11 protein-coding genes and 1 pseudogene are annotated in these 12,253 nt (G+C 69.1%); 10 read left to right on the forward strand and 2 right to left on the reverse strand.

Annotation, left to right across the window (positions count from 1 at the left end; genetic code table 11):
- Window positions 1–107: 107 nt before the first annotated feature.
- The 9 genes and pseudogenes from OG435_RS33785 to OG435_RS33825 all read left to right on the forward strand — a co-directional run bounded on the left by OG435_RS33785 (window position 108) and on the right by OG435_RS33825 (window position 7,458).
- Window positions 108–828, forward strand: a pseudogene (locus OG435_RS33785) (IS5 family transposase).
- A 164-nt stretch (window positions 829–992) separates the two neighbouring features.
- Window positions 993–1,466 (forward strand): hypothetical protein, encoded by a 474-nt coding sequence (locus OG435_RS33790; RefSeq protein WP_266882696.1) that lies wholly within the window; start codon window positions 993–995, stop codon window positions 1,464–1,466.
- A 261-nt stretch (window positions 1,467–1,727) separates the two neighbouring features.
- Entirely contained in the window at window positions 1,728–2,027 is a 300-nt protein-coding gene (locus OG435_RS33795) for a helix-turn-helix domain-containing protein (RefSeq protein WP_430625794.1), read from the forward strand.
- 290 nt (window positions 2,028–2,317) lie between these two features.
- Window positions 2,318–2,557 (forward strand): cold-shock protein, encoded by a 240-nt coding sequence (locus tag OG435_RS33800; RefSeq protein WP_266882698.1) that lies wholly within the window; start codon window positions 2,318–2,320, stop codon window positions 2,555–2,557.
- Window positions 2,558–3,912: 1,355 nt separating this feature from the next.
- Window positions 3,913–4,965: an FUSC family protein gene (locus OG435_RS33805; protein ID WP_266882700.1), complete on the forward strand. Its 1,053-nt coding sequence runs from the start codon at window positions 3,913–3,915 to the stop codon at window positions 4,963–4,965.
- Between the two features lie 515 nt (window positions 4,966–5,480).
- On the forward strand, window positions 5,481–5,741 hold the full coding sequence (locus OG435_RS33810; protein ID WP_266882702.1) for a hypothetical protein: 261 nt from the start codon (window positions 5,481–5,483) through the stop codon (window positions 5,739–5,741).
- A gap of 137 nt (window positions 5,742–5,878) precedes the next feature.
- A protein-coding gene (locus tag OG435_RS33815) for an IS3 family transposase (protein WP_266874684.1) occupies window positions 5,879–7,074 on the forward strand; the annotation gives its coding sequence in 2 pieces (ribosomal slippage) (window positions 5,879–6,158 and window positions 6,158–7,074; 1,197 coding nt in all).
- A 54-nt stretch (window positions 7,075–7,128) separates the two neighbouring features.
- The gene (locus OG435_RS33820; RefSeq protein ID WP_266882704.1) at window positions 7,129–7,323 is read left to right on the forward strand and encodes a YncE family protein; all 195 of its coding nucleotides are present in this window, start codon (window positions 7,129–7,131) and stop codon (window positions 7,321–7,323) included.
- Entirely contained in the window at window positions 7,324–7,458 is a 135-nt protein-coding gene (locus OG435_RS33825) for a hypothetical protein (RefSeq protein ID WP_266882706.1), read from the forward strand.
- Window positions 7,459–7,759: 301 nt separating this feature from the next.
- Here the strand turns inward: OG435_RS33825 and OG435_RS33830 are convergent, their stop codons facing one another.
- Window positions 7,760–8,203, reverse strand: coding sequence for an acyl-CoA thioesterase (locus tag OG435_RS33830; protein WP_266882708.1), 444 nt, complete (start codon window positions 8,201–8,203; stop codon window positions 7,760–7,762).
- A gap of 306 nt (window positions 8,204–8,509) precedes the next feature.
- Between OG435_RS33830 and OG435_RS33835 the strand changes: the two genes are divergently transcribed.
- Window positions 8,510–9,448, forward strand: coding sequence for an NADP-dependent oxidoreductase (locus OG435_RS33835; protein ID WP_266882710.1), 939 nt, complete (start codon window positions 8,510–8,512; stop codon window positions 9,446–9,448).
- Window positions 9,449–10,283: 835 nt separating this feature from the next.
- On the opposite strand, the gene OG435_RS33840 is transcribed toward OG435_RS33835, so the two are convergent.
- Window positions 10,284–12,023 (reverse strand): NAD-dependent malic enzyme, encoded by a 1,740-nt coding sequence (locus OG435_RS33840; RefSeq protein WP_266882712.1) that lies wholly within the window; start codon window positions 12,021–12,023, stop codon window positions 10,284–10,286.
- Between the last annotated feature and the right edge of the window lie 230 nt (window positions 12,024–12,253).

Below are 12,253 nucleotides of genomic sequence, written 5' to 3' on the forward strand. Positions count from 1 at the left end.
ACAGAAGCTGTTGATCATGTGACTTTCGGTCCGGCTGGTCGTTGGTCTGGCCGTGGGGAAAACGTCAGCCGCGACCGTGGATCGCGTCAGATGAACTGTGGCCGCTCATGAAGCCGTTGCTGCCCGAGCCGGCGCCGAAACAGGCGCAGGGGCGTCCTCGGGTGCCCGACCGGCAGGCACTGCGCGGGATCCTGTTCGTACTGCACACCGGGATCCAGTGGGAGTACCCGCCACAGGAGCTGGGCTTCGGCTCCGGCACGACCTGCCGGCGGCGCCTGACCGCCTGGAACGACGCCGGCCTGTGGGATCAACTGCCTGTGGTGCCGCTGAAGAAGCTGCGGGTCGCGAAGCAGGTGGACTGGTCGCGTGCGGTGATCGACTCCTCCACGTCAGGGCCGCCCGGCGCGGCCCAAAAGCGGGCCCGGCCCGGTCGATCGCGAACGTCCGGGCAGCAAGCACCACCTCATCGCCGACGGCCAGGGCATCCCGCTCGCCGTCTCGCTGACCGGCGGCAACCGCAACGACGTCACCCAACTGATACCCCTGCCGAAGAAGATCCCGTCCGTCGCCCGCCTGGTCGGACGGCCCCGCAACCGCCCCGACAGCCTCCTCGGCGACCGCGGCTACGACCACGACCAATACCGCCGCCTGGCCTGGGCGCTGGGGATCCACCGCTGGGTCGTCGAGCGGACCATCGCCTTGCTCCACGGCTTCCGCCGGCTCCGGATCCGATGGGAACGACGCGACAACATCCACGAAGCCTTCCTCGGCCTCGCCACCTGCCTCATCACCCACCCACACGTCCAACGCCTTTGTCAGGACCTCTAAGTCGCCAAACTCGTTCCGACCGGGCCGCGCGGGGGTTTCGCAGGGGTGGGGCGGTTGCTGGGTTGTAAGTGTGGTGATTGTTTCAGTGGCGTGTTGATCACGTCGAGCGGCACGGCCGGAACGAGACTGGCCATCCCCCCAGTCACGAAGCAAGGCGAGAATCCATGACCCCCACTGCAAAGCTTGGCCTGCCCATCCTCGCACTCGCGATTTCCGCTGCTGCGTCCGCAGGGCCCCTTGCCTACGCGGGCCAGGCCCCGCACTCCGAGGCATTCACGTTGATCGCGACAAAGACCGGCGAAACCCTGATCGACAGCGGCCAGCCCACAGGCATCGGCAACGTGTTCATCGGCACCTCGAGCTTCGCCCGCGGCCATGACAGCGACTACGGAACCGGCTCAGCGCTCTGCACGAACGTATCCGCCGAGGGCGCGAAGCTGTGCTCGGGAACCTACGAACTTCCCGACGGGCAGATCACCTGGCAGCGCGGCCAGCCACCCGTCGACGCCCCGCCCACCGGATTCGACGCCGCCATCACGGGTGGCACCGGCAAGTACTCCACCGCCCGTGGCTACATCCACGTAATCGTCCCCTCCAGGGAGGGGCCGACGGAGGAGACCGTGTACCTCCAGCACTGACCATTCAGTTGTAGATCGGTGGGTCCGCTGCAGTTGGGCGCTCGGTTGATGGGGGTGGAGGCCGTCCGGTTGGCCGGGGGGCCTCCCCCTGAGTGGTGGGCACGCTGCTACTGGATCTTGATTGATCCGGAGGAAGCGAGAAGACCGCCTTGATGAAGCGGATCACCTTTCGAAGCGGTGGCGGCCAGCGGTCATCAGGCGTCGGTGGTTGAACCTGCTGGCCGCAGTCTTGTCACGCTGGTTCCGGAGGGGCACTCGGTCATGGAGGTGTCGCGGCGGCTGCGGATCGCTCCGGATACGGTCCGCACCTGGCGGCGGCGCTTCCTCGAGCACGGCCTGGACGGTTTCGGAGACGAGCCACGGCCCGGCGTCCCCCGAAAGATCACCGACGCTGATGTCGAGCGGGTGATCGTGAAGACGCTGGAGGAGACGCCGAAGAACGCGACGCACTGGTCGACGAGGTCGATGGCCGCGGCCACGGGGATGTCGCAGTCGACGGTATCGAGGATCTGGCGGGCGTTCGCGCTGGCCCCGCACCGCTCGCAGACGTTCAAGCTGTAGCCGACGGCAACAGTGACCCACCGCTCGCCGACCGGACCCAGCTGCCCGGCCGCTGCCGCTGCCGCTCCTCCGCCGGTCCGCAAGCCGGGCGTGGCGAGCATCCAGGAGCCCCGGGACCAGCCCGGGGCCTGCGGTCGGATCGTGGCCCTGCGCGTTCGGCTGCCCCGTCCGTTGGCCGAACGGGAGCCGGAACTCGAGCCGGAGAATGTGTAATGGAGGCATCGGACACCGGCGGAATCCGGGGATGTTTCCCCACGCCGGTTCCCCCATCCTCAACGAGTGGAAAAGCAATGCCTGCAGGAACAGTGAAGTGGTTCAACGATGAAAAGGGTTTCGGGTTCATCGCCCCAGAGAACGGTAGCGCCGATGTCTTTGTTCATCACAGCGCCATCATCGCCAAGGGTTTCAGGACGCTCAATGAGGCGGACCGGGTGACCTTCGACGTGGAGAAGGGCCCGAAGGGCCTCCAGGCCGTGAACGTGGTCGTCACTCCCCTTGTCCGGGCCGACGGTCCCATCCCCCGAGGCTGACTGCCTCGCCAGGCTCCACCCCGGAATCCTGGCACCCTCAAGCGACCCCGCCGCTGGCGTGACGATCCGTTCGTCGCGACGACGACGGGGTCCGGGTCGTTCAGCCACTGAACTGGATCGGGCGTATTCACGTCGCCGGAGGTCACTGGCCCGGCTCGTGCACGCCCGCAGCCACGACCGAGACCCGAAGGCCTCGTCCAGCACTCCAAAACCCTGATCACCTGGGCCGCAGTCACCCTCCGGACCAGGCGAATCGAGCTCCGGGTCATGCACCCCTCGATCGAGCCGATTCATCGCGGCGGCTGTCTCGCGCTCCGCCTCACAGGAGGGCCGTGAGGGCTGCAGCCAACTGGCGCCGTTCCCTCCCCCGGCAAAAGGGCCGATCGGAGGGCCGACCCGCCTGCCTGACCGGGCCAGGATGGAGCGGAGAGTACGTGCAATGCCGCGTGCCTCCGACCTACCCTCCACGTCCGCTCTCCCGCGAGGACTCTCATGGCTTCTCTCCGCCGCCTGGTGACACTCTTCACCGTTGCCCCCGTGACCGCCGGCACTGTAGCCGCTCTCCTGGCCTGCGCCCCGCCCCCCGCAACCCCTGCCCACCACGGACGCGCACCAGCAGGCCACGCAGCACCCGTCCAAGCAGGTGCAGCATCGGCATCAGCTTCAAAGCCCTCATCCCAGCCGCAGCTGACGGACAGGCGCACCGGTCGGATACTGAACCGCCTGGTCACCCTCAGTGCCGAGAAGGTCTCACTCGACGTCTGCCTCCCCTTCCAAGCGCCCAAGAAGCCTCTGCTGGGCGGGTTTCCGGGGGGGTTCACCCCGTCGGCCAGCCTCAACGCCAAGGGGGAAACGCACAAAGACCTGCGAACCCTTTGCACCACCTACGAGGCCCGGTGGAACGCCAACGACGCCAGGCTGAGGCCGGTCGCCCTACAGGCACGCCCCATCCTCTCCACCCCCGAGGGCAAGAAGGCACTTGAGCCGGTCATGGACCACGTCGCCAAGGAGTTCCACTTCAACGGGGCGCAGAGGGACGCGCTCCCCTTCGCCGTAGCCGTCGCGACCGGTGTCACCATCGTCCCGGTCGGCTGACCAGTCCTTCGGCCAGGGCCGTAGCCCCAGAACGACAGCTCGCTTCCCGGCCCGAGTGGTGAATCCCGCCCTGAGGACGAACCCCGCTGTGGCGCGGCGTCGACGGCTGGTGTCCAGAGCCCCGTCCGCGACGGTGCTGTCCGCGTCGCGAAGTGACCGCCTGCACCTCGGTGCGGGTCAGCAGTCCCCGGGCGGCCCGAGCGGCGGCGGGCACAGGTGCGCCGTACGGTGGCAGGATGGGCGCCCCAGCACCTTCCTCCATGCACTCACGGGCCGTCGACCGGCTCCGCGACCAGGGTCCCTTCGCCGCGCGCATCCTGCTCATCGCGGCGATCGGATGGCAGCTGGCGCTCTGGGCGGGAGCCCACAACCCACCCATCTACGCCGCCCTGGCCCCGCTGATGGCGCTGCGCAGCGACCCGTTCTCCTCGATGACCGCCGTGGTCATGCGCGTCGGCGGCGTGATGGCAGGGGTCGCCCTGGGCCTGTCCCTGGTCACCCTGCTCTCTCCGACCCTGCCCGCCGTCGTCCTCGTGCTGGGGCTGGCTCTGCTCATCGGCATCTACGTCGGGCCCGGGACGGCACTCAATCCGCAGGTCGGCCTGTCCTCCCTGCTCGTGCTCTCCAATCCGGCTCCGGACGCCTACGGCATCGCGCGCGTGTGGGAGACCGCGCTGGGAGGCCTGGCCACCATCGTGCTGGCGCCGCTGCTGTGGCCTCCGCACCCGCGCCGCGAGCTGGAGGCCATCGCGCGGGACTGCAGCACGCGCCTGTCGGCGGCGCTCAGGAGCAGTGTGGGCGCTCTGGGTGATCCCTCCGCGGCCCGCGCCAATCGCATGCTCGTGGCGGACGAGGCGGAGCGCCTCAGGCACTGCCGCGAACAGTCGGACCAGGCGCAGCACGCGATGCGGTTCAACCCGCTGCACAGGCGTGACAGGAAACTGGTCGCCCACCTCGCGGGCCGGGTGCGGACCGTGGCCCAGACCGCGCCCTACGTGGACCTCCTCGCGGTGGAGGCCGACGCGCTGAGCACGCGCGACGGGCCGAGCCCGGTCCTGCTGCGGGCCAAGGAGGAGCTGCCCGCCATCGTCGAGGCGACCGCCCGCACCATCGAGTCCATGGTGCGGGGGCGGGAGCCGGACGCCGATGCTGCGGCTGCGCGCCGATTGCTCGACCGGTACCGCGAGACCGACCCGCAGGCCATGGCCGTGGCCCTGCGCAGGCCGTTCCACAAGATCCTGGACGCGTGCGTACCGCTGCCCCCGCTGTCTGCCCCGCCGGCGGACCCGGACGGGCCGCACCCGGCGGGGTAGCCGGATTCAGGAGGGTGCCGAGAGCATCGAAGGACGGAGCCTGAAGGCTTCACGGGCTTACCGAAGGGCTCAGGAGTACGTGTCCGGCTCTTCAAAGAAAGTGGCCTCTGCTCAGGGAGCGTCAGCGATCACCCAGAACTGTGACGTGCCCCGTGGAGGTGACGTGCCACGCAGTTGCGGCAGCCGTGTCCGGGGACTGCCCGCCTGAGTGGGAAGCCATCACGAGTGCCGAGGCCGCGGCCACCGTGCACACGGCGGCAGCCAAGGCGGTCCCGATCTGGGACTTCAGCCTCCGAAAGGCGGCTCCTGCTTCTACCTGTCGAGCGTCCACGTTCATAGCCGTATGGTGCGCATGCCTTCCTCCCCCACCCATCCACCAATCAGCGGAAGAGCTGGGGGGGCCGCCGCCACCACCACCCGAATGGACGCAGGACAGGCGGCAGCGGTGGCAGCCCGCCCCGTCTCACCCGAGACTCGTCGCCAGAGACGACAAGCGCGAGGAAGGACCACAGCCCGTGCCGCGAGCCGAAGAGGAAGACGTCGCCGCCCGCCCTGTCGGTACGGTGGACCAGCGCCCGGGGAGAGCCGCCGGACACTTGCTGACCGCGCTCAGGAGGACCAATCTGCTCCCGGCATTCATGGTGCTCACCGTCATGATGGTGGCCTTGTGGCTCATGGGCATGCCGTTCCTCCAGGCCCTGACGATTTCGACCGCGGTGAAGATCGCGGTGGCCCTGCTCGAACTCCGCAGGCTGCCCGGCCCTCCTTCCGACTGACGTGGACCTGCGGGGAGGGTGGGCCGCAGCCGGGCCAGGCTGGTCCTGGCCCTGGTCCTGGTCCTGGTCCTGGCCCTGGTCCTGAGGTGCCCCGAAGTTCTCGGACAGGGGCCCAATAGGGTTGTCCTGTCAAGGGAATGAGGAAGCACGAAGTGGCACCGCCCAGCAAGTACACCCCGGAGTTCCGCGAGGAAGCAGTCCAGATCGCGCTCCGCTCCAGCAAGACCGTCTCGGAGACAGCCCGAGAGCTTGAATTGAACCCGGAGACACTCCGGGGCTGGGTGAAAAAGTTCCAGAAACGGCGTGAGCCGGCCGCTGACGCTGAGCTGACGGTGAGTGAACGCGCCCGGTTGAAGGAACTCGAACGCCGCATTCGCGAAGTCGAGATGGAGAACGCCTTCCTGAAAAAATGCGCGGCGTACTTCGCGAAGGATCCCCGGTAGCACGCAAGTACGAGTTCATCGAAACGATGCGACTCGACACCGCGGAGTACGTATTTTCTGTCGAGTTCATGTGTGAGCGGCTCGACGTGTCCAAGTCCGGCTACTACGACTGGCGACGCCGTCCTGATTCTGCGACGGCTCAGCGGCGCGAGGAATTGAAACTGCTCGTCAAGAAAGCCTTCGAGGTGTCCGACAGTACGTACGGATACCGGCGCATCCGCGCCCAGCTGGCGCGCTGGGGGCACGCCGCCGGCCTGGAGCTCGTGCGCCAGCTCATGCGTGAACTGGGCCTGATGCCCTGCCAGCCCCGCCCGAAGCGGTTCAGCCTGACCCAGGCTGCGGCGGGCGCAGTGCCCGACCTCGTCGGCCGGAACTTCACCGCCGACACCCCGGGTGAAAAGCTCGTCGGAGACATAACCTACATTCCGACTGGCGAGGGCTGGCTTTATCTCGCGACGGTCATCGACTGCTGCACGAAGGAAGTCATCGGGTATGCGATGGACGACCACTACCAGACGCCTTTGATATCCCGGGCCATACGCAACGCAGCCCGCAACAGGAAGCTCACCAAGGGGGCAATTTTTCACTCCGATCGCGGAAGTAACTATATGTCAGCCGAGTTCGGGAAGGCGCTGAACCGGCTCGGCCTCCGCAGATCGTCTGGGCGCACCGGGATCTGTTTCGACAACGCGATGGCCGAATCGTTCTTCGGAACTCTGAAGAACGAGCGTGTCTCACGTGTGACTTACCTGACCCTCGAGGCCGCCCGGCAGGACATCACTCGCTACATCGAATTCTGGTACAATCGCAAACGCCTTCACTCGGCTGTCGGTTACCGGCCTCCGCAGGAAGTCCACGCCGAGTATGCAAGGTTGCGAATAGCCGCGTGAAATGAACGGTCAGATCCCTGTCCGAAAAACGCGAGGCCCCTCATCCTGGTCACCATGGCGGTACTCGCGCCACGAACCGCCGACACGTACACCTACGTCGCCAACACGGGCCCGGGCAAGGTGCGGGTGTTCGACACAGCCACCAACGCCCTCGTAGCGAGCATCGACACCGGGCCGGGTAGCGGTCCCGTCCAGGTGGCCGCATCTCGGAACGGGAAGCTCGTCTACGTGACGGAGCGGGACTCGTAGATGGTTTCGACGATCGACGCCCTCACCAACACCGTGGTAGCCGAAGTCCCCACGGGGACCGGCACTCCGGAAAGTGTGGGCTGGACGCGTGACGACATCACCCTCACCCCGTATGCCCTCTGCGCCGCGCCGTGACAGCCCTACGGCGACGCCCGGGGGCCGGGGACCGCACAGGGACCCCGGAGCCCTTCGAACGGACAACGATCGGGAGCCGAGTACATGCCATCTGACAGCACAGCAAGAATGTGGTGCAGCGGTTCGCCACGGCGGACCGGTTGGGTCACCGGAGCCGCTGTCTCCCTGACCCTCACGGCCGCCGGGTTCGCAGCCCCCGTAGCAGCTGCACCACCCCGGTGGACCTCCGTTTCCTGACAGCCCGCCCGGCCAGCCGGGACCTCCCGGACCGCCGGGAGCCCCAGGGCCCGCCGCAGCCCCCTCAGGGTTTGATCGCCTCCAGGGCCTGGTGGGCCTGCTTGAGGTCGGTGGCGTACCTGGCGAGCCGGTGCTCGTGTGCGGTCCGTGGCTCGAACGGCGGGACGGGGACGGGGGCCCCGTCCCCGTCCACGGCGACGAAGACGATGAGGCAGTCGGTGGTGCGCTCCAAGGCGTCCGCACGGGGGTCGCCGGCCGCCACCGTCACGTGGATGTGCATGCTGGAGCGGCCGGTCGCCGCGATGCGTGCCTGGATCTCGACCAGGTTGCCCACCCGGACGGGTTTGCGGAACTGGATGTTGCCCACGCTGACAGTGACGCAGTAGTGACGGGACCACGCCGCCGCACACGCGTATCCGGCGGCGTCGATCCACTTCATCAACGCACCGCCGTGCACCTTCCCACCGAAGTTCACCGAGCTCGGTTCGGCCAGGAATCTCAAGGTCATCGTGCCTCTGTCCCCGGGTGGGATCTGCGGCGCATCCCCAGGGTCCCCGACAGTGCCGTGCGGATCACGGGTCATCCCCTCACATTACGGCGTTTCGCACCGGCCGACATCCCGGCGGGCGGCGGCCTGGGGCGGTCTTGGATTCCGGAGCGCACAAGGGCGAGAACGGGGTGCTGCACACCCACAGCCGCAGGGCAATCCCCCCGCCGGCTCCTCCCCACGAGGGTGCTTTCGCATGAGCACGCCCCGGCTCTGCGCGGTTAGCGTGACGGGCGCCCACCCCTCGAGGAGAGAAGAAGAGCCGTCGTGCGTGCTGTTGTATCGAAGTCCCACGGAAAGATCGAAGAAGTCGTCGGTTTGGCTACCGTGGACGAACCCCCGCTGCGCCCCTCCGACCTGCGGGTGGAGATGCGTGCGGCCAGCGTGAACCCCATCGACTGGCTGATCGTGGCCGGGGCGCTGCGGGTCCTGCCCGACGAAGCCTTCCCCCTGCGGCTGGGCAGCGACGGCGCGGGCGTGGTCACTGCCGTCGGTGCTGACGTCACCGGCTTCTCGGTCGGTGACCAGGTCTTCTTCCGTGTGGCCCCGGACCGTACCGGCACCTTCGCCACCGTCGCCGTGGTCGATGCCGCGCTGGCCGCGCGGATGCCGGCCTCAGTGAGCTTCGCCGAGGCCGCCGGCATCCCGCTGGTGGCGCTCACGGCATGGCAGGGCCTGGTCGAGCAGGCCCGGGTGGAGGCGGGGCAGCGGCTGCTGGTCCACGGCGGGGCCGGGGCGGTCGGTGCCGCGGTGGTGCAGATCGCCCGGCACCTGGGGCTGCACGTCACGGCGACGGCGGGAGCGGAGGACGCGGACTGGGTCCGCGACCTGGGCGCGGAGCAGGTCATCGACTACCGCACTCAGTCCTTCGAGGACGCCGCAGAGGCATACGACGTCGTGTTCGACACGGTCGGCGGGCAGACACAGGACCGCTCGCTCTCCGTCCTCAGGCGCGGGGGCACCTTGGTGTCGGTCCTCGGCGTCCCGGATGCCGAGCAGAAGGCGAAGCTGCATGACGTGACCGTCCGGCCGTTCTTCATGCGGCCGGACGGCGCACAGCTGGCCCGGATAGCGGCGCTGGTCGACACGGGTGGGCTTCGCTCCCGCACCGACCGCGTCTTCCCCCTGGAGGACGCCCCCCAGGCCCTCATCCGCAGCGCTTCGGGTCACGCCAAGGGCAAGGTCATCATCTCGATGGGCGGGTGACCGTCCGACACCCCGTCCCAACGTCGGTGATCCCGCTCTGCTTGGATCGGGCGGAGGAACCCAGGGCTCCTCCGCCCGATCCAAGGGACTGAGCCTACGGGCAGAAGAACCCCGTGCACTCGCCGGGAGGCCCTTGCGGCCCCTGCGGCCCCTGCGGCCCCTGCGGCCCCGGCATTCCCATGGGCCCGGCCGGGCCAGGAACCCCTTGGGGTCCTGCGGGACCGACCGCGCCAGCAGCCCCATCAGCACCCGGAGCACCCGCGGGACCAGCCGGCCCGGCCGCCCCATCGGCACCCGGAGCACCCGCGGGACCAGCCGGCCCGGCCGCCCCATCAGCACCCGGAGCACCCGGAGCACCCGCAGGGCCGGCGGGACCCGCCGGGCCCGCCTGTCCGGACGGCAGCGTGAGGATCCCCAGCAGGTCGACTGAGGGCGAGTAGTTGTACTGGGTGTTCCCCTGCCCGTTCTGACAGTTGAGGACGGCGCTGGACGGGTCTCCGCTGACAGGGAACGCCACGTCGTTGCACGTCCTCGGGATACCGCCGCCCTCTGCTGCCACGGCAACGTTGAAGGATGCGCAGCACGCAATGAACGCGGCTGCCATCACGGAGGCGGCCTTGGTTTTGGCAGTCATCACTTGATCCGCTCTGGTGAGTACTCAGGACGTTCAGGATGCGGCTTTGCCGGGGTCGTGACGCTTTGAAACCCCGGCGAGTCACCAAAGCACAGCCAGAATCAACCATTTGAACCATCTGCGCCCCGCTGCTCTGTCACCACCCTGAAGACCGGCCGCCATGCCAGGCGTGCGGGCGCGACAGCTCCGCGGCGCCGGGCGCTACATGGCGCGGACCGGGTGGTAGTGCGGCCACCACATCGCCCGCTTCACGTCCGCGCGCGTGACTGTCGTGTGCCTGGCTACACCATCCTCGGCTGCGGCTGAGGCGACCGCGAGCGCGACCTCTTCGGAAGTGGCGCGCAGGTCGTCGACCAGTGGCAGGAGGGGGGCGCCGCGGCCGGAGGTGTCGGTGCGCGTGGCGACCGCCCTGGCCGCCGCGGCGATCATGCCGTCCGTGATCCGGTTCGCTCCGGCGACGAACGCGCCCAGCCCGAGACCGGGGAAGACGAGGGCGTTGTTGGCCTGCCCGATGGCGTAGGTGACGCCCTGGTGCGTAACGGGGCCGAACGGGCTCCCCGAGGCTACCAGGGCCCTGCCGTCCGTCCAGGTGATCAGTTCCTGAGGTGTGGCCTCGCTCAGGGAGGTCGGGTTGGACATGGGCAGGATCACCGGGCGGTCGACGTGAGCGGCCATCTCCCGGACGATCTGCTCGGTGAAGGCGCCGGTCTGGGCCGAGGTACCGATCAGGATCGTCGGGTGGACCTGGCGGACCACCTCGGCGAGCGGGATGCCCGCCGGGGTGCCGGCGCCCTCCCAATGCTCCACCTCACCGGCCGGACGGGCGTAGGGGAGCTGGAAGTCCCGCAGGTCCGCGACGGCGGTCGTGAGCAGCCCCGGGCGGTCCAGGCACCAGAAGCGGGCCTGCGCGGCGTCCGTATCGAGGCCTCCGGCCGTCATGGCGGCGCACAGCTGGTCGGCGATGCCTATGCCGGCGGTGCCGGAGCCGAAGATGACGATGCGCTGCTCGACGAGGGGGGTACCGGAGGCCCTTGCTCCGGCGAGAACGGCGGCCAGGTTGACTGCGCCGGTACCCTGCATGTCGTCGTTGAAGGTGAAGAGCGATGCGCGGTACCGGTCGAGGATACGGCGGGCGGTGGGGGCCGCGAAGTCCTCCCAATGCAGCAGCGCGTTGGGGAAGAGGGTTCCGGCCGCCGTGACGTAGCGGTCGATGAAGGCGTCGTAGGCGTCGGCCGTCTCGCGCGGGTGGCGGTTGCCGAGGTAAAGGGGGTCGTCCAGCAGTTCGCGCCGGTCGGTGCCCACGTCGAGCATCACGGCGAGTGTGCGGGCCGGGTCGATGCCCGCCGCGGCCGTGTACACGGTGAGCTTGCCGACCGCGATGTCGATCCCGCCCACGCCCCAGTCGCCGATGCCCAGGATCGCCTGCGCGTCGGTGGCGACGATCAGGTCGATCTCGTCCGGACCTCGCCCGCAGGCGGCCAGCGCGCGTTCGACGTCCTCGGGGGCGTCCACGCTGAGGTACACACCGCGTGGCGTGCGGTATTCATGGCTGTAGTGCTCGATGGCCAGGCCGACCGTGGGGGTGTACACGATCGGCAGCATCTCCGCGAGGTGGTCGAGCAGCAGCCGGTGGAACAGGACCTCGTTGCGATCCTGCAGGGCAGTCAGGTAGGCGTTCTTGTTGATGTCGTCGGGCAGTTCCCCGAACTGCCCGTAGGCGCGCAGCACCTGCTCGTCGAGCGTGAGCACGGCCGGCGGCAGCAGCCCGGTCAACCCCAGGGCCGCACGCTCGGCGGCGGTGAACGCCGTGCCTTTGGACAACCTGGGATCGGCGAGGACCTCGTGGCCCCGGGCCGTCGTCTCCCATTCCTGACTGTCCGGGTTCCACCGGGTCACCGGCGGCGAGGCGCCTGTCCCGGAGCGGGCGGGTATCGCGGCCATCCTGCTCTCCTTCCCGCTCGGGTGATCGCAGCCGACCGGCGGCGTGGCCCGGGATGCGGGTGTTCCACGTACTCCCACCGTAGTCGCGCCCCGGCAGGTGGGCACCTCCGGCCGGGGCGCGGCCGGGGCACGCCCGGGGGGGGCCTGCCGGCCCGGCTTTCCGCCTGCATTCTGGCGGGGAGGGGCCGGGCGCCGCATGGCCTGTCACCGCGGCGCCCGGCTCGGTGGGG

The organism is Streptomyces sp. NBC_01264, from assembly GCF_026340675.1.
GTDB lineage: Bacteria > Actinomycetota > Actinomycetes > Streptomycetales > Streptomycetaceae > Streptomyces.